This window comes from Candidatus Cloacimonadota bacterium (assembly GCA_012522635.1).
In the GTDB taxonomy this organism is placed as follows: domain Bacteria; phylum Cloacimonadota; class Cloacimonadia; order Cloacimonadales; family Cloacimonadaceae; genus Syntrophosphaera.
The window spans coordinates 1-17,137 of record JAAYKA010000094.1 but is presented as its reverse complement, the minus strand read 5'-3'; the positions used below and the strand labels follow the sequence as shown (position 1 = coordinate 17,137).

At 50.9% G+C, this 17,137-nt stretch carries 16 protein-coding genes; 9 read left to right on the top strand and 7 right to left on the bottom strand.

Annotated elements, in window-relative coordinates:
- Positions 1 to 461: 461 nt before the first annotated feature.
- Genes GX135_04990 through ftsY form a run of 4 tightly spaced genes read right to left on the bottom strand, consistent with a single transcriptional unit; the run spans position 462 to position 5,189 of the window.
- Positions 462 to 776 carry a DUF3467 domain-containing protein gene (locus GX135_04990; protein ID NLN85445.1) on the bottom strand — a complete coding sequence of 105 codons (315 nt, stop codon included), beginning with the start codon at positions 774 to 776 and terminating at the stop codon, positions 462 to 464.
- A 20-nt stretch (positions 777 to 796) separates the two neighbouring features.
- The gene (locus tag GX135_04985; protein ID NLN85444.1) at positions 797 to 4,024 is read right to left on the bottom strand and encodes an ATP-dependent helicase; all 3,228 of its coding nucleotides are present in this window, start codon (positions 4,022 to 4,024) and stop codon (positions 797 to 799) included.
- Positions 4,021 to 4,242: a DUF4405 domain-containing protein gene (locus tag GX135_04980; protein NLN85443.1), complete on the bottom strand. Its 222-nt coding sequence runs from the start codon at positions 4,240 to 4,242 to the stop codon at positions 4,021 to 4,023. The genes GX135_04985 and GX135_04980 overlap by 4 nt, the downstream gene beginning before the upstream one ends.
- Positions 4,239 to 5,189, bottom strand: a complete 951-nt coding sequence (gene ftsY / locus GX135_04975) for a signal recognition particle-docking protein FtsY (protein NLN85442.1) — start codon at positions 5,187 to 5,189, stop codon at positions 4,239 to 4,241. Before ftsY ends, GX135_04980 begins: the two co-directional genes overlap by 4 nt.
- Positions 5,190 to 5,352: 163 nt before the next feature.
- Between ftsY and GX135_04970 the strand changes: the two genes are divergently transcribed.
- From GX135_04970 to dusB, 3 genes are read left to right on the top strand one after another with little or no spacing between them, the layout of a single operon-like run.
- Entirely contained in the window at positions 5,353 to 6,036 is a 684-nt protein-coding gene (locus GX135_04970) for a hypothetical protein (GenBank protein ID NLN85441.1), read from the top strand.
- Complete coding sequence (trmB, locus tag GX135_04965; protein ID NLN85440.1) at positions 6,029 to 6,637, top strand: tRNA (guanosine(46)-N7)-methyltransferase TrmB; 609 nt, start codon at positions 6,029 to 6,031, stop codon at positions 6,635 to 6,637. The genes GX135_04970 and trmB overlap by 8 nt, the downstream gene beginning before the upstream one ends.
- 6 nt (positions 6,638 to 6,643) lie before the next feature.
- On the top strand, positions 6,644 to 7,621 hold the full coding sequence (gene dusB, locus GX135_04960) for a tRNA dihydrouridine synthase DusB (GenBank protein NLN85439.1): 978 nt from the start codon (positions 6,644 to 6,646) through the stop codon (positions 7,619 to 7,621).
- A gap of 24 nt (positions 7,622 to 7,645) precedes the next feature.
- On the opposite strand, the gene GX135_04955 is transcribed toward dusB, so the two are convergent.
- Both GX135_04955 and GX135_04950 read right to left on the bottom strand, forming a co-directional pair.
- On the bottom strand, positions 7,646 to 8,059 hold the full coding sequence (locus GX135_04955) for a nucleoside-diphosphate kinase (GenBank protein ID NLN85438.1): 414 nt from the start codon (positions 8,057 to 8,059) through the stop codon (positions 7,646 to 7,648).
- A complete protein-coding gene (locus GX135_04950; GenBank protein ID NLN85437.1) occupies positions 8,056 to 8,379 on the bottom strand; it encodes a hypothetical protein in 324 nt (107 codons plus the stop codon). Before GX135_04950 ends, GX135_04955 begins: the two co-directional genes overlap by 4 nt.
- Before the next feature lie 184 nt (positions 8,380 to 8,563).
- Between GX135_04950 and uvrB the strand changes: the two genes are divergently transcribed.
- On the top strand, positions 8,564 to 10,570 hold the full coding sequence (gene uvrB, locus GX135_04945) for an excinuclease ABC subunit UvrB (GenBank protein NLN85436.1): 2,007 nt from the start codon (positions 8,564 to 8,566) through the stop codon (positions 10,568 to 10,570).
- Positions 10,571 to 10,577: 7 nt separating this feature from the next.
- On the opposite strand, the gene GX135_04940 is transcribed toward uvrB, so the two are convergent.
- Complete coding sequence (locus tag GX135_04940; GenBank protein NLN85435.1) at positions 10,578 to 11,504, bottom strand: hypothetical protein; 927 nt, start codon at positions 11,502 to 11,504, stop codon at positions 10,578 to 10,580.
- A gap of 137 nt (positions 11,505 to 11,641) precedes the next feature.
- On the opposite strand from GX135_04940, the gene GX135_04935 reads away from it, so the two are divergent.
- The 5 genes from GX135_04935 to GX135_04915 all read left to right on the top strand — a co-directional run.
- On the top strand, positions 11,642 to 15,148 hold the full coding sequence (locus GX135_04935; GenBank protein NLN85434.1) for a T9SS type A sorting domain-containing protein: 3,507 nt from the start codon (positions 11,642 to 11,644) through the stop codon (positions 15,146 to 15,148).
- A 242-nt stretch (positions 15,149 to 15,390) separates the two neighbouring features.
- A complete protein-coding gene (locus tag GX135_04930) occupies positions 15,391 to 15,861 on the top strand; it encodes a hypothetical protein (protein NLN85433.1) in 471 nt (156 codons plus the stop codon).
- A gap of 241 nt (positions 15,862 to 16,102) precedes the next feature.
- Positions 16,103 to 16,333: a NifU family protein gene (locus GX135_04925; protein ID NLN85432.1), complete on the top strand. Its 231-nt coding sequence runs from the start codon at positions 16,103 to 16,105 to the stop codon at positions 16,331 to 16,333.
- 251 nt (positions 16,334 to 16,584) lie between these two features.
- Complete coding sequence (locus tag GX135_04920) at positions 16,585 to 16,893, top strand: TM2 domain-containing protein (protein NLN85431.1); 309 nt, start codon at positions 16,585 to 16,587, stop codon at positions 16,891 to 16,893.
- On the top strand, positions 16,859 to 17,137 hold a 279-nt coding region (locus GX135_04915), incomplete at its 3' end, for a DUF2752 domain-containing protein (GenBank protein ID NLN85430.1). The genes GX135_04920 and GX135_04915, both read left to right, overlap by 35 nt.

The following is a 17,137-nucleotide window of genomic DNA, read 5'->3' as shown; positions in this document are numbered from 1 at the left end:
GTAGTGGGCGGAGTTGGGTGGTCGGAAGAACACTGTGCCAGATGAATCTGGCACCAACGACCGGATGAATCCGGTGTTCCTCCAAGCTCAGGGGCTGGGTGGTGGTGAGCGGAGTTGGGTGGTGGGAAGAACACTGTGCCAGATGAATCTGGCACCAACGACCGGATGAATCCGGTGTTCCTCCAAGCTCAGGGGCTGGGTTGTGGTGGGCGGAGTTGGGTGGTCGAAAGAACATTGTGCCAGATGAATCTGGCACCTACGACCGGATGAAACCGGTGTTCCGACCTGTCCTTAGCTGGCGTTCAGGATGACGGACTGGTGCGGGTTTGGGTACTAAAGACACAGGGTTGGCGGATGGTGACGGGCGCCTTCCACAAAAAAAGAGGCGGAACCTGTGTTCGATTCCGCCCCTTTCGAGGTAAGATTTGGGGTTTAAGCGGTGTGAGAGGATGAATCCCCGATTATTTGGGTTCCTCACCGGTTTGGAAGCCCACGGGTTTGTTGTCCGGCATACCCTGGACCTTGATTTCGCCATGTTGTTTTTCGAAGCCTTCGATGTTTTTTTGCAGAAGGTTGAGCAGTTGTTTGGCGTGTTGGGGGGTGCAGACCACGCGGGTGTAGATTCTGGCGTCGGGGATTCCGGGCAGGATACGGCCGAAATCGACGATAAATTCGGAGGGGGAGTTTGTGATGACGAAGAAATTCGAGTAGGTTCCCTCGCCCACTTTTTCGTCAATTTTGATATTGATTTGGCCAGGTTGTTTAGGCTTGTTCATGTCTATCTCCTTTAAATATGTTATAAATCGTTGTGTTGGAACACTTGTCCGGAGTGGCGGATTTTGTCCATCAGAAGTTTGTAGTGGGGTGAACGGCGGCAGATTTCGGAACAGCCCAAAACGTAGAGCCGTTCCTGGGCGCGGCTCACAGCCACGTTCAGTTTTCTGTCCACGGAGCCATCGGCGCTGACCGCCTCCAGATTGCGCAGATATTTTGGTCCGAGCAAAGGCAGGGTGATGATGATGTTTTTGCGTTCGGAGCCCTGGAAGCGTTCAACCGTGTCGATGGTGATGTCTTTCAGGGAATCCGGAAGCTGGCGGCGCAGGGCGTGAATCATAGCTCTGAAGGGCGCCACGATACCAAAATCTGTGACAGGGTCGGTAAGTTCGCCGCTGTTTTTGAAAAGTTCCAAAAGTTTTTGGATGAAGTCCACCTGTCTGAGGTCATACCAGGCAAATTCCGAGGGGGGAAATTCGACCCAGATGAGCCGGGAATCGAGCAGTTCAACGCCCTTGGCAGGCAGCTTGGATTCCTGGCGGGTAACCATGGAGAGGAGGCTGTTGTCGTAGTAATGTTGGATGAGGCCGGCGATGTCGTCGTGCATGCGGTAATGTTGATGAAGCATGGTGACCGAGGCGTTCCAGGCTTTGGATTTGCAGACACGTCCCAGCCGTTCCATCAGGGATTGGCCGTAGGAATCGTAAAAGAGACCCCGCAGTTGGTCATGGTCGAAATCGAAGCCTTCGTCCCTTTGGCGGGTGATGGGCGGAAGCTGGTTTTGGTCGCCAATCAGGATGGTTTTGGGGATTTTGGAAATGATGCCGAGGACGCTGTTTTCCATTATCTGTGAGGCTTCGTCAATCACCAGTTCGTCGATTTTAATCAGCTTTTGCAAGTCTGCCAGCCAACTGTTACAGCTTTGAACCGTCGCCACCCAAACGCGGCAGGAACGAAGGATGGAAGCGACTTCTTTGAAGCGTTTGCCCTTGATGCGGGTGTCCATCAGTTCTGCGTCAATTTCGTCGCTCTGGCCGGTGCGGATGAACTCGATTTCGTGTTTGCGCAGGTTGCGACAGATTTCATCAACGGCGCGGTTGGTGAAGCTGAGGATAAGGACGGTTTTCCGGGTTTCGGTGTAAAGTTTTTTGATGTAGCGGGTGAGGAGTCCGGAGGTTTTGCCGGTTCCGGGAGGACCTTGGACGATGTGGTAGTCCTGGGCGGCGAACATCTGTTGGATGACCTGTTCCAGCTCGTCGGAGGCGGTGGTTTCAAGCTTGTCCACCCGGGGTTGTTCCAAACCGAGAAGCAAGGCTCGTTTGCGGGGTTCGGCAGCCAGAAAGCCGAAGAGCGCCTGGAGGGGGTTGTAGAGCGCGCTTTCCAGGATGTCGTGTTCCAAAACCCAGACCTGGCTTTGGAAATCGGCGAGACGGTGACGCAAACCGCCGCGGATGGTGACGGTGAGTTCGGTGTCGCTGATGCTGTCGATGCGTCCACGGAGCAGGTCTTGTTTGTCAACTTTGATGCCCTGACGGTAGAGAACGATGATGTCTCCGGAGCGGAAATCCGTGACGGTGTCGCTTGGGGGCAGTTTGAAATGGACTTGGTCAAAATCTATGGCCTTGACCCGGAGGTCGGTCAAAATGCGGTAGCGTTCCCGCTTTGAGCCTTCGCTTTCCTGCCAGAGGGCGTTGTGGCCATAGATGCTGTCGAGACCGAAGCCGCCGACTTTTTCGAACCAGATTTCACGCGCCATGAGGCGGATTTGACCCATCAGCCAGATGTATTCATGTTCCTGTATGTTGTTGAGGGTGTGGAGGATAAAGTCCAGTTTTTGGCGGATGAAGGGCGGGGAGCCATCGATATTGATTTTTCGCAGCCAGTTGAAAAACAGACTGGGGTCGAGAGCCAACATACGCATGATGCCCACAATGCGGTTTCGGCACATGATGAGGTCTTGTTCCAGGACGGCGGCGCGGGGAACATGGCGCAGGGGGTCATCCTTAGCGGCGGAATAGAAAATGCTGCTGTGTCCCAGGTCGCTTCTGGCACCGCTGGAACCCAGAATCAAATCGTAGGCAGCCACCTGCATCCGCTGTTGTTTCCAAACATCGTAAAAGGGCGGTTTTCCGCTTTTAAGCTCCACAATGTGGCGTTTACCGTCGCGCTCGTAAAGTATATCCAGCCTGCCTTGCAGACCAGTGGCGGGCGAAATGTAGGAGGGTTCCAACTGGACGGCGTCGTTTTTGAGGGAATGGGTGAAGGTTCTGATATTGGCGAAATGATTGTTTTTGATGGTGTGGAAAATGTTCATGGCGCTGGCTTGGCCGAGAGCAACGAGGGAAATTGGCTTTTTCGCCATGCTCAGCCTGAAAAGTTCCTCGTAATCCGCGTCTGGAGAGGAAACAAGCTCGTCCAGGATTTCGTTGGCAATCATGCCCAGAACGGGTTTTTCGGAAGCGGCTTCGTTTTGCATCCTGTTCAGGATAAAAAACTCCGGATGGCTTTCCTCATTGAGGAAGCAATCAGCCACGGCGCTGGCGTCCAAGAGGAAATCGGGTTCCACGATGATGAGGCTTTGGGGATTGCTTTGGAAATAGCGGTCTTTTCCGGTGATGACGCTCAGGTTTTGGCAACTGAGACAGCAATATTTCCACAAAACCTTGTTCAGCCGGCTCCACTGGCGTCCTTCGCCTTGAAAATCGTTCAGGAAAATCATGCACTGGGAACCATCGTCCAAGGCGGCGATAATCCTGATACCGCTGGTTTTGTCGCTTTTTTTGATGGGGTCCCATTTTTCCACGATGCAGAGGAAGCTCGTTTTGGGGGTTTCGAAAGCCGTGGCGGTGAAAGGGATTGCCCTTTGGCTTTCGATGAATTTGTCCACCCGGGCGTCGCTGAGGGCGGGATTCAGCCATTGAAGGAGGCTCCTCGCCGCCAGAACGGAACTCGCCCAGTCGGCGCGGCTGGTTTTATAATCCGCATCGTGAGCGGCCTTGTTTCCCAGGATGCGAAGCCGGTTGAGCTGAACAAGGATTTCCGGCGGAGCTTCCATGGTTTCATGGACATATTGCATCCGCGCGAAAAGACCGCTGAAGCTGAAGCCGCTATCGGAACTGAGTTCTTTGTAAATGCCTTCGACCAGGCGGCGAAGCTGGGGCAGCTTGTCGTTGGGGTCTTGGGTGGAGGCAATCAGTTCGTTGAGCTGGGAATAGGCTTCAACGATTTGCTCCGGGGGAAATTGGCTCACTTTCCAGCTTTTTTACGCTTGAGGTAGCTGGCTTTAACCCAGCCCCAGTTTAGGATTAGATGCAGGATGGCAGCCAAAAAGAAGAGGGCGCCGGAGATGAAGTGAAGCTGGCGCCAGGGTTCCAGCTCGGTGATGTTGTAGCCGACCAAGCCGACCAGCGTGAAAATGACCGTTAAAAGGAGGATGGGGTTTAGTATTTTGAGAATTTTGGGGTTCATTGTTCTTCCTCCACTTCTTCAGAGGTTTCAAAAAAGGCTTGGACAAAAGCTTCGGCATCAAAGACTTCGAGATCGCCGATGCCCTCACCCACTCCGATGAAACGCACGGGCAAATCGAGGTTGTGTTTGAGGTTGAAGATGATTCCGCCCTTGGAGGTGCCATCATATTTACTGAGAACCAGCCCGGTGAGGGGCATGACTTTGTGGAAGTTAACAGCTTGGGAAATGGCGTTTTGGCCTGTGGTGGCGTCCACAACGAGCAGGGATTGATGAGGCGCTTCGGGAATCAATTTCTTGATGGTGCGGTCAATTTTGCTGAGCTCCAACATCAGGTTTTCACGCGTGTGTTGGCGTCCGGCGGTGTCTATCATAACCACGTCGAAATCACGAGCCAGAGCGGAGGCGATGCCATCGTAAATCACGGAGGCGGGGTCGGCATTCTGATGGGAGCGGATGAGAGTGGCACCGGCACGCTCAGCCCAGATGGCGAGCTGTTCGATGGCGGCGGCGCGGAAGGTGTCACCGGCAATAATCATGACGCGTTTTCCAGCCTGAACGAGGGCGTTCGCCATTTTTCCGATACTGGTGGTTTTTCCCACTCCGTTCACGCCCACAAAGGCAATCACGTAGGGTTTGGCGTCGATTTCATCGAAGAGGTTGCCCAGTTCCGCGTAGTCTTTGAGCAGGATATTCTGCATGATCTCACCGAGGACGGTTTGAACCACGCCGGCGTCTGTAATCCTATCCACGCGGATGCGCTCCGTGAGGCTGTCCATGATGGTTTGGGTCATTTCAACCCCGGTGTCGCAGCGGATCAAAATCTCCTCGATTTCTTCCATCAGTTCGTCGTCAACCTTGCCTCGCAGCTTGACCGCTTCGGCAATTTTGCCCAGGAAACCGCTTTTGGTGCGGGCAAGTTTCGTTCTAAGTTTAGTGATCAGGCTCATATTTTATTCTCCAAAAAATTAGCTATTGATTCCCGCGAAGGTAAAAATCCCTCTAAGAGCGGGTTTTGAGCCCTGTCCCCCACATTTGGGGTTGACAGGGACACTGTCTGCCATAAAATAGTTCCATTGCTAAACGTCAATTAAAATTTATAAGAGGCCAGCCATGCAAAGCACAAAATTCAAGCCGATTTTCATGTTGGCGCTGCTGTTTCCGCTCATCGGAGCCGTTTTGGGATATTTTATCGGAAACATCGGACAACCCATAGAGCCGCAGACAGTTTCGTCGATAAGTGACCCAGAACTGGGCGAGATTATCGAGATTTACAAATCCGATACCGCCCCAGCCGGAAAAGCGTATAAAAGACCGGGCGCTTTGGAGCTGGGATTGTTTCTGGCGCTGGTTTGTGGAAGTGTGGCAGTGATTTATCACTATTTGAAGAATCCCTGGGCCTGGGTGGTCGTGTTTGTCCTGGCTCTGGTCTTTTCCCTGATAATCAGCCCCAAAATGGGTGTGGGACTAAGCTTGTTTTTCCTGGCTAATCTGGCGTTGGCGGCTTTGATGACCCTGATGATAAAATTCCTGTTTTTCCTGAAAGCCATCACACGTTTCAGAATGATTCTCTCCTCGCTTTTGGGCGCCGGGCAGGTCGCGGTTTGGTATCGGGGCATGTATTTCCTCACAAAACGAGGTGATTTTCCGAGCTGGTCATCGGCTTATGTGAACGCCCTGTTGATGTTTGTGTTTATCGCCTATGGGCTCACGCTGGCAGACCTCTTCATCCAACGCGTTGAAACGCGTGAAATCCAAGCCAGCAGAGCTTCCGATGATGAGGACGAAGATGCTTGATGACCGCGAATTTTTTGTTCTGGAGCCTGGGGAAGGCTTTTTGGAACCAGCGAAAATCTTTGAAAACAATCAGCCTCTGCATCTGGAAATAGGTTCCGGAAAAGGTGAATTTCTCTCTCAATACGCGCCGCTTCATCCCGAGTGGAATTTTCTGGGCTTGGAAGCCGCCGATAAAAGAATACGCAATATTTTGAAAAAAATCAGCCCGGAACGCCATCCCAACGTGCGTTTGATGCGTATGATGGTGGACGAAAAAATAGCGGAACTTCTGCCTGAGAAATCGGTGGCCTGCGTTTATATCCAACATCCAGACCCCTGGCCCAAGCGGCGACACCACAAACGCCGGCTTTTTCAGCCCGCTTTTCTGGGGGCTTTGGCTGGAGTGATGAAACCCGGAGCGGAGCTGCACATCGCCACCGACCACGAGGAATACAGCTTCTGGATTGCGGAAATGATGTTGAAACAGGAGGAATTTGTGTCGCTGCAAAATGAGGTTATCCAAAGCAGCCCCAGCCTCCAAGACCACGTGGCGACCTGGTATGAAACCGAACAGCGGCGTCAAGGTTTTGAACCGTATTTTATGCTCTTCAAACGAATCTGAGCGCCGATGACCGCATTCTCCCTACAGGATATTTGCGCTGAAAAGCTGTGGCTGGCGCCCTTGGCTGGCTTTACTGACCGCGCTTTCCGGCAGCTTTGCAAGGAAAATGGCGCAGACGTGTTGGTGAGCGAAATGGTGAGCGCGGATGGGCTAAGCAGGGATTCCTTGAGAACCATCCAATACGCGCATTTTGAGGAAGTTGAGCGTCCTTTCGGCATCCAAATCTTTGGTTCAGAGCCTTCGGTGATGGCGAAAGCGGCGGAGTATTGTCTGGATTTCCAGCCGGATTTCATCGATATAAACATGGGCTGTCCGGTTAGAAAAGTGGTGAAACGCGGAGCAGGCAGCGCCCTGATGAGAGAGCTTCCCAAAGCCAGGGAGATTGTGAGCGAGGTCAAATCCGCATTGGGGGGTTCCTGTTTTCTGGGGGTGAAATTTCGCAGCGGCTGGAGTCTTGAAGAGCTGAACTACATTGAGTTTGGCAAAATGGTGGAGGAGGCTGGCGCGGATTTTATTTGTCTGCACGCCCGCACTCAAAGCCAGATGTTTTCCGGACAGGCGGATTGGGCTCACATCGCCGCTCTTAAAAAAGAAGTGAGCTTGCCTGTAATCGGAAATGGCGACGTGAAAACACCGGAGGATGTGGGCAGAATGATGGCTGAAACGGGCTGTGATTCCGTGATGATTGGCCGTGGCGCCCTGGGGAAACCGTGGATATTTTCGCAGAGCAAACAGCTCTGGGAAAGCGGCGACTATAATCCGATAACCAAAAACCAGCTTTTGGAAACCATTTTCCGGCAGATTGAACTGTCTTTGAAATTCAAGCCGGAACGCGTTGTGTATAAAGAACTTCGCTCACAGCTTTGTCACTATACGAAAGGGTTGATTGGTTCGGCGGAATTACGGCGCGCCATAAATCAGGCTGAAAGCACAGAGCAAATCAAGGAACTGATTCGGGAAAGTGAAACTTTCAGGCTGCTTTGAGCCCTCCGACTTTCAAATCACTTTTCAGGCGGTATCGCCACCAAAAACAAGCTCAATCTCCCGCTGAGCGTTTTCAACCGTGTCCGAGGCGTGAACCGCGTTTTGGGTGATTCCCTCCGCGTAAAGATGGCGGATTGTTCCCGGTTCACGTTCATCGGGATTCGCTGAGCCCACAAGCTTCCGGAGCTCTTCCACCGCGTTTTCTTTTTCCACCAACAGGGCTAGATTGGGTCCGGAAACCATGAAATCCACCAGGCGTTCATAAAAATCCTTACCACGGTGCATGGCATAGAATTCGCCCGCTGTTTCAGGCGTGAATCGCAGGTCTCTCACCCTCAGGATGTGGAAACCGGCTTCCTCCAAAATGGAGATGATGTGCCCCACATGATGATGTTCAATCGCGTTGGGCTTGATCAGCAGCAGAGTCTGCCGGTTCATCGGATGGGATAAACAGTCTCGATATAATCCAGGGCGGCAACTTTAATCGCGATGTCGCGGTTTAACACCCTGCTCATCTTCACTTTGTGCATCAGGATTTCCGTCCAGATTTCGTAAATTTCGCCGGGCTTGAACTCCATGGCGGTGTACTGTTTGAGCATATCCTGATAGTATTCATCGCGGTCGGTGTCCACACGCGCAATCACCAGCTTGTGGCTGTCGCCAAGGGTGTCATAATCTTTGTGGCGGATGTCAATCACCGCGTATCCAAGTTTTAACAGGTTCTCATAATTGATTTGGAACTCATCGAAGTTGGCCATTTTATCTCTCCAGTGCTTAATTTTCTCGACAAAAAAGGGGGTCTCTGTAATCTGGATTCACGCTTTTTTAATAAATGCTAAAAGTCAAGCAAAAACTGCAAAGGTCCCCGCCAACTTGCCCACGCCAAAAGCACAAGGCTTTGTTTGGATTGATGTTGGGGGCTCAAAAACAAAAAAGGAATACATGGGAATATTTAAGCTCAAAACCGATTACAGCCCCAGCGGTGACCAGCCAGAAGCAATCATCGCTCTGGAGGAAGGAATCCGCGCCGGAAAACAGCATCAAGTGCTCTTGGGTGTGACGGGAAGCGGAAAAACCTTCACCATCGCGAATCTCATCTCCCGCTTCGACCGACCAACCCTGGTGCTTTCCCACAATAAAACGCTCGCGGCTCAGCTTTACGGGGAATTGAGGCAACTTTTCCCGGAAAACGCGGTGGAATATTTCATCAGCTATTACGATTATTATCAGCCGGAGGCCTACATCCCCGGTAAAGACATCTATATTGAAAAAGATTCCGACATCAACGAACAAATCGAAAAACTGCGCTTGAGAGCCACCATGAGCCTGATGGAACGCCGGGACGTTATCATCGTGGCTTCCGTTTCCTGCATCTACGGTCTGGGCGTACCGGAGGAATATCGCGAAGCGCTCATCCGCCTGGAAACGGGAATGAAGATGGATAGAGATGAATTGCTCAAAAAGCTGGTGGCAGCCCATTACAGCCGCAACGACATAGCTTTTGAGCGCGGCGCCTTCAGGGTGAGAGGCGACATCGTGGACATCTATCCCGCGTATCTGGAACACTGCCTGAGAGTGGAGTTTTTCGGCGATGAGATCAGCCGTTTGGAAAAACTGCATCCCATCTCATATCAAAGCCTGGGGGAGGTTTCCGAATATCCGGTTTACCCAGCCATCCACTTTTTGATGGGAGAGGAAAAACTGCAAAAAGCACTGGTTTCCATCGAGGATGAAATGAACGAGCGCGTGGCTTGGTATCTGGCAAACCAGCGCTACGTTGAAGCCGACCGACTGCAATCCCGAACCAGATTTGACCTGGAAATGTTGGCGGAATTGGGCTATTGTTCCGGCATTGAAAACTATACGCGTCACCTCACCGGCGCCAAACCGGGAGAGCCGCCGAACTGTCTTTTGGACTATTTTCCAGAGGATTTTATCTTCGTAATCGATGAATCCCACGCCACCATTCCCCAGGTGCACGGCATGTATGGCGGCGATTACACCCGCAAAAAGAACCTGGTGGATTACGGCTTCCGGCTGCCTTCGGCTTTTGACAACCGTCCGCTGCGCTTTGATGAGTTTGAAAAATATCTGCGTACGGTGGTTTTCGTCTCCGCCACCCCGGCAGATTATGAACTGGAGCTGACCCAAGGAGAAATCGTGGAACAGGTTATCCGCCCCACCGGACTGTTGGACCCCGAAATCGAAATCAAACCCATCCATAATCAGGTGGACGACCTCATTATCCAGATTCGGGAACGAGTGGCAAAAAACCATAAGGTGCTGGTGATGACCCTCACCAAACGCATGAGTGAAGACCTCAGCATCTACCTGCAAAACGCCGGTATCAAAGCCCGCTATCTGCACAGTGAGATTGATTCCATTGAGCGCGCCCAAGTTATACGCAGTCTGCGTTTAGGGGAATATGATGTGATTGTGGGCGTAAACTTGCTCCGTGAGGGTTTGGATTTGCCAGAAGTGTCGCTGGTGGCAATTTTGGACGCGGACAAAACCGGCTTTCTGCGTTCGACCCGCTCCCTCATCCAGATTTCCGGACGCGCAGCGAGAAACATCGATGGCAAGGTGGTTTTCTATGCGGATGAAATCACGGACGCCATTCAACAAACCCTCGATGTTACCAACCGTCGTCGCGCCAAGCAATTGAAATACAACGAGGAACACGGCATCACTCCGCGCACAATCAGCAAAACCATCGATCAAATCATGCAATCAACAGCCATCGCGGAAGGCTATGCCTCCATCGGCGAGGAAGAAGAGGAAAAAGACCTCAAGCCCTCAAAGGAAGATTTCTACCAATATCTGGATCTGGACAACAAGGACAAGATGATTGGGCTTTTAAAAAAGGAAATGAAACGAGCCGCTTCCAAGCTGAATTTTGAACGAGCCGCCGAATTGAGGGACAAAATAGCGGAGCTGCAAAAGGGGTGACCCCGGCTCACTTCCTCCCGTAATCCAAGTAGAGCCTCACTCCCAGCGGTCTGTGGTCCGAAACTTTATTGGCATAGTTTTGCCAGGTTCCCATGTATTCATCCACCCGGATGACCCGGCAAACAGCATCCGGGGCTTCAAAGGCTTCAAAAAGCTCGTTGGTAATCAAAATATGGTCGATGTGTGAAAGGTAAGTGGGGTAGGAAACGTTGTTGTAGGTTGGTTTCAGCGCGATATCCATGTCCGCGAATCGATATTCATCCGGTTTATCCAGAAAAGACAGAAAAACGTTGTATTCACGCGGCTCGGCGATTTGGTCGTTCATATCTCCCAAAACCATCACCCTGTCGTTTGGAAAATGTTCCACAATATACTGGTCGAGAAGCTGACAAGCCAGTCGGCGGCGATATTCCTCGTCCCAGGGGTCGTCTTCATCGATGTAGTTATCTCCGAACGCCTTCAAATGGTTGTTTATCAAAATGACGGGGGTTCCCTTGAAACTGCATTCCAAAACGTAGGGCGCCCTGGGAAAAGGATGGGTTTGCCCGGTGTAGATTGTATAGGCGTTTTGAACCTCCACCGTGCGCGTATCATATAGATATGCAAGGCGATAGCTGTTTGTGGCATTATAAATATAGCCCTCGTAATGGGGAATCATCCCCACCAGCTCGTGAAAGGCATTATAATCCATAATCTCCTGAAGGGCAATCACATCCACTTCCAACTGGGGTATGATTTGAGCGATGGTTTCCATGCTGGCCTGGCTGAGTGGAAAAGTCTGAAGGTTCCAGGTGACCACGTCGAAGCTGGCATCGGTTCCAAACCGCAGAACGTTTTGCTCCAGCGGCGGAGTGAGCGGAATGTTTCTGCCACAGCCCCCAAAAAAGAGAGAGGTGATAGCCAACACACATAAAACTATATACTTGTTTTTGATTTTCATCCTATATCCTTGTTTCAAATCGAAAGCGTTTGAGCTTGCAAGATTTTTTCCAAAAACCATGTTAAATCAAAAGCTCCGCCGCTTGGGAATATTTTTTGCATATACTTGGGCAGAAATATGGGAGAACGTAAATGCGAACCACTTTATTGATTATTATAGCGCTGTCCCTGAGCCTGCTGGGCGCAGTGGCGGCGGATTTTTGTTTAACCACCGCCTCCGGCGTCGAGGCGCGGCTCCACAATCTGCGTCTTGAACCTTTGCGGGATGCTGATACTTCCGATTCTGAATATCCGCAAACCATCTTTGTTTCCAAAACCTATGCCCTGCCTTTCCAGGATGCGGAATTGCAGGTCCACGCTCTTGAGTGGAACGTGTTTGACCGTCAGGGAAGGCTTCTTTACACGGAGCAAAACAGAAACATCGATGCCTTGTCCATCGGAAACAAATTCACCTTCAGGGAAATGCGCGGATTCACCGTTTTGATTCAAACACAATTTGAAGAAGGTGAGAACATCCGAACCCTTTCCAGCGCTGAATTCAGCCTCAACGGAAACCAGCCAATCCAGCTTCCCACCAGCGTTTCCCCCGCTTTCGTGGATGCCTATCGAGAATTGGCGGATAACTACACGAGTTCCTACCTCCGCGACCTACCCGTGTCGCGTCCCAAGATGCTCATTCTCAGTCACACAAACCTTGCCAACTACCAAAAGGATTTCATTCAATGGAAGCGCCAGCTTGGTTTTGATGTGTTTGTGGCATATCAAAGTGAAATTGGAACCACTCTCACCGACTATCGCAACTTCATCAGAAACCACTATGAAGAGCATCGCTGCGATTATCTCCTGCTTTTGGGTGACGCCACCGGGCAGGGACCCTACACCATTCCCACCGCCTTTTTCCCCTCTCCGGAATACAATGAAAATGACGCGGATGACCACCAATACACGCTTTTGGAAGGTGACGACTATTTTCCAGAAATGCTGGTGGGACGTTTTTCATTCAACGAAATTTCGGAATTCATCTCCATGGCAAACAAAACCGTTCTTTACGAAAAAACACCATTTATGGGAAACACGTCCTGGATGAAGCGCGGCTTGGCAGTGGCTGGAAACTATGCTGAAGGAGGATTGCGCCCAACCACTCCGGTTCATATGTCCCGCTGGCTCAGAGAAAAAATGTTGGGAATCGGCTACACCGTTGTGGACACGGTTTTCTATCCTCCCACCTACCCCGGCACCTCTGATATCATAGGTTCCATCAACCAGGGTGTGCAGTTCGTCAGCTATCGCGGTTGGGGCGACGCCAACGGTTGGCACTTCCCTTCTTTCCATAATCCCGACTTGGACGCCACCTACAACGGACCCAGAATGCCGGTGGTCTTTTCCATCGTTTGCAACACGGGAGATTTTGCCAACTCCGTGAACCCCTGTTTTGGCGAAAAATGGATGCGGATGGGAAGCATGGCTCAGCCCAACGGATGTGTGGCCTTCGTGGGACCTTCCGACCTCCATACAAAAACCAGATATAACAATTCCATCGGCAGCGGGGCTTTCCGAAGTATTTTCGATTATGGCGTGCGAGGCTTTGGCTCCAGCGTGCTGATGGGAAAAGTGGAACTGTATAAAAACTTTCCAAACGAACTTGCCCCGGAACAATACGTCTCCTTCTATTTCCACGTTTACAATCTTTTGGCAGATCCCAGCCTCAATATGTGGGTGTTGGTTCCTCAGGAATTCCCTCAAGACATTGTGGAAGGAGGAACTCAAATCCCGCTCAGCGCCTCTCACGTCCGTGTGGATATTCCCGGAAACAAGGGCGCCATGGTGACCGGAACCCGCGATGGACTTGAATTCACCCACGCCCAGGTGAAGGATGGTTTTGCCATTTTGCCCATCACCCCTGGCGATACCAGTGATATCACCCTTACAGTCAGCCAGGAAAATCGCGTTCCCAGAATTCTCACTCTCAATGTTTCCACCGAGGTTGGTGTCGGCATCGTGGAAAACAACGCTGCCCAACAGTTTCTTTCACCGGGTGAAACCTTTAACGCTGAAATCACTTTGAAAAACTTTTCCGACACAGCTCTGCAAATTGACCAGCTTGAAATCGACGCCGCGGAATTTGCCGACGTGAGCTATAGTCACAGCCCCTTCAACCTTGCCCCGGGCGCCAGTCAAAACATCCAGTTTAGCATTCAAGGACACGAAAACATCATTCCCCGCCGCAACATCACCTTCAGCCTCCAGATTCCCCAGCAACCCGTACAACAATTTCAGATGTATGGTGGCGGCGCCGAATTCAGCATCATCAGCCACAGCGGCTACTTCAAAAATGGAGCAACTTCCGAAGTTCATTTCGAGCTGATAAACAGAGGCGTGAGCACCATCAACGCCGCCACGGTTCGCTGCGTTTCCCTCACCGAAGCCGCGGTTTTTCAAGATGAAATTATCCAGCTTGGAACCGTTGCCCCTGGTCAAATCATATCCTTCAACACCCACATAACTATCGGCCAATTGGTTTGGAACGGGCGCAACCTCCCCATGAAATTGTTGCTTTCCAGCGGCGATTATGAAAATACGGTTTTCTACAGCCTCACCGCCGGAACGCCTCAAACCACCTCTCCCACCGGGCCGGATGAATATGGATATTTTGCCTACGACAGCTTCGATACCGATTTCGACCAAGTTCCGGTTTATGAGTGGATTGAAACCGATCCCGCTCTGGGTGGCCAGGGAACAGTTTGGGAGGTGATGGATGATGGCTCTCTCACAGTGGATTTACCTTTCAGCTTCCGGTTTTACGGCCGCGATTACCACCATGTAACCATGTGTTCAAATGGCTGGATCTCACTTCTGCCGACGGATATGGTGGATTTTTATAACCATTACATTCCCGCCGCGCTGGGGCCAAACGCCATGATTGCAGGCTATTGGGACGACCTCAAGGGCATGAAAACCGGGATTGATGACCAAGGCGCTGGAATTTTCAACAACATCCGCCTCGTCCGCTGGCACGACATCGCGAACAATCGCTATATTGTGCAATGGAATGATGCCTACAATCAATATAATATCGACCTCATGGAAAACGCCTCCCTGGAAAAATTCCAAATCATTCTCTATCCCCAGGAAGACCGTGATGGCGACATCGTTATTCAATATCACACCGTTGATAATCCCGGCATCACCACGAACTATTGCACCGTGGGAATTGAAAACCATAACCAAACTGTTGGCTTGGCATATACCCACGCGAACCAGTATTCACCCACTGCGACCCCTCTGCAAGCTGGACTGGCAATCAAATTCACCACCAATCCTCCGGATCCCTACCTTTCCGGCAATGATCCCGCCTTGCCGCCGCTTTTCCAGCTCCAGCAAAACTTCCCCAATCCTTTCAATCCAAGCACCACGCTGGCTTTCTCCATCCCGGCTTCATCTCATGCCGAGCTTGCCATCTACAACAGTAGGGGCCAGCTTGTGAAAACCCTTTGGAATGACAGCTTGAACGCTGGAAACCACAGCCTGGTTTGGGACGGACGCGACGACACGGGACATCCCGTGGCTTCCGGAATCTATCTTTACAAATTAAACGCGGGTGGTCAGAGCCAAACGCGCCGCATGCTGCTTCTGAAATAAAAAAAATGGGAGCCGGGACTTCTTCAGCTCTGAGGCAGTTCCGGCTTCCACAATTTATAAATCGGAGCTTTTGGTCTTTCCGGGCTGCGCCGCTTATTCTTGAGTTACTTTTTTAGCCCTCAAATGAAGCGGGTTTCAAATATAAATTTGCCAGCTTTAAGAAAGTGGATTATTATTATGGTTAAACAATGACGTTTGATGGTAAACCTCCTCAAACGATTTCAAACAAAAAGGAATTGAAAATGAAAAAGACACTTATTTTGATCGTTCTGACCATCGGCGTGGCTGCCATGTTCGCCCTGCCGCTGAACACCGGCCAAATGCAACTCAACGTTGGCACAGGCTTCACAAATTATGGCCTGCCCGTTTATGTGGGCTTGGATTATGGCGTCAACCCTGATATCACGGTTGGTGGTGAAGCTTCCGCCCGTTTCCAAGATCATGGCACTTGGGTGGGCATCTATGCCAATGGAAACTATCACTTTGTGAACCTGCTGAATCTACCCTCAAACACCGACTTCTACGCAGGACTCAACCTCGGCTTCGACATGTGGCTGGCAGACAATGAATATTCCAATAGCTACAACTCCGGCTTGCACTTGGGTCTCCAGGTCGGCGGCCGCTATTACTTCACAGACCAACTGGGCGTGAATGTTGAGTTTGGCGGTGGAACGGTTTCCGGCGGAAAGGTTGGAATTTCCTACAAACTGTAAAATTGCATTTATCGGTAAACATACAATAATAAACGCGGGAGTTTTGCCTTCCGCGTTTTTTGTTTGGCTTTGGGATTGCCAGAGTTGTAAGGCTCAGAGCCACAGAGCTTGCGATATATAATCCCGACCATAATCGAAGTCGGGTTTAAGGATTTAAATAAATATGTCCCGGACGCTTGCCTTGCCAGCTTTTCCGGATTAGATTATCCGCAACAAGATTATCATATAAAAGGAACATAACATGATCGACAAAACCAAACTTGAAGAAGTTCTGGACAAGGTTCGCCCTGCCATCCAAGCTGACGGTGGAGATGTTGAATTGGTGAACATTCGCGAAGATAACGTGGTTGAGGTCCGCCTCACCGGCGCTTGTCGCGGCTGCCCGATGGCCACGCTCACCCTCAAAGCCGGAATCGAACGCATTGTGAAGGAAGAGATCCCCGAAGTGAAGGAAGTGGTCTCAGTTAAATAGACTGGTTTTATTAACAATTCCAATGATTACCGCGTCCAATTGGTCGCGGTTTTTTTGTGACTATCGTGTTCATTTAAACGATGTTGAGATGATTCGACAATTTCCAGTCAAAACTTTTCATTGACAATCTTGGGGGGTGGGTTGAAATGTCTCAAAGCTTGCGGTTAGGCTGGACTGCGTTTTGGAATTTCCCTCCAAATTGGACTGATCCTGCTTCCCCCGCAAAAAAAAGACACTTATAGGAGAAACACATGCACTGCACAAATTGTGGAAAAGAAGTCGACCCCAAAGCTGTTATCTGCCCATCCTGCGGCGTACAGATCAACCAAAACGCCCCCATAGTCGAGGGCGAAGGTAAGGATTGGCTCACTGCTCTTTTACTTTGTCTCTTTATTGGACCCCTCGGGATCCACAGATTCTACACCGGACACACTGTTATCGGCATCATCCAGATTTTAACTGTCGGCGGGTGTGGAATTTGGACTCTTATCGATCTGATCCAGATCATCACCGGGTCTTTCCGCGATGCGAACGGTAACCCGTTGGTTAAGAAAAACTAAGCTCTCACGAGCGATATTCTCGATAATCTGGATCACAGGCCTGACCCTCTTTCTGGCGCTCACACCGCTGGCAAGCTTGGAACAGGGACGCAGCCTGTGCCTCATTAAAAACATTAGCGGACATAATTGCCCTGGCTGTGGTATCACCAGGGCAATTGCCGCTATCCTCAAGGGCAAATTCACCGTAGCTTTTTCCTATAACCCCCTCATTATAGTCGTTTTTCCTCTGCTTGCCTGGGTAATT

Bases quoted from the DNA above. Each gene is read 5' to 3' on its own strand.
- GX135_04990 (NLN85445.1), bottom strand. From the start codon at position 776: ATGAACAAGCCTAAACAACCTGGCCAAATCAATATCAAAATTGACGAA.
- GX135_04980 (NLN85443.1), bottom strand. From the start codon at position 4,242: ATGAACCCCAAAATTCTCAAAATACTAAACCCCATCCTCCTTTTAACG.
- ftsY (NLN85442.1), bottom strand. From the start codon at position 5,189: ATGAGCCTGATCACTAAACTTAGAACGAAACTTGCCCGCACCAAAAGC.
- GX135_04970 (NLN85441.1), top strand. From the start codon at position 5,353: ATGCAAAGCACAAAATTCAAGCCGATTTTCATGTTGGCGCTGCTGTTT.
- trmB (NLN85440.1), top strand. From the start codon at position 6,029: ATGCTTGATGACCGCGAATTTTTTGTTCTGGAGCCTGGGGAAGGCTTT.
- dusB (NLN85439.1), top strand. From the start codon at position 6,644: ATGACCGCATTCTCCCTACAGGATATTTGCGCTGAAAAGCTGTGGCTG.
- GX135_04955 (NLN85438.1), bottom strand. From the start codon at position 8,059: ATGAACCGGCAGACTCTGCTGCTGATCAAGCCCAACGCGATTGAACAT.
- GX135_04950 (NLN85437.1), bottom strand. From the start codon at position 8,379: ATGGCCAACTTCGATGAGTTCCAAATCAATTATGAGAACCTGTTAAAA.
- uvrB (NLN85436.1), top strand. From the start codon at position 8,564: ATGGGAATATTTAAGCTCAAAACCGATTACAGCCCCAGCGGTGACCAG.
- GX135_04935 (NLN85434.1), top strand. From the start codon at position 11,642: ATGCGAACCACTTTATTGATTATTATAGCGCTGTCCCTGAGCCTGCTG.
- GX135_04930 (NLN85433.1), top strand. From the start codon at position 15,391: ATGAAAAAGACACTTATTTTGATCGTTCTGACCATCGGCGTGGCTGCC.
- GX135_04925 (NLN85432.1), top strand. From the start codon at position 16,103: ATGATCGACAAAACCAAACTTGAAGAAGTTCTGGACAAGGTTCGCCCT.
- GX135_04920 (NLN85431.1), top strand. From the start codon at position 16,585: ATGCACTGCACAAATTGTGGAAAAGAAGTCGACCCCAAAGCTGTTATC.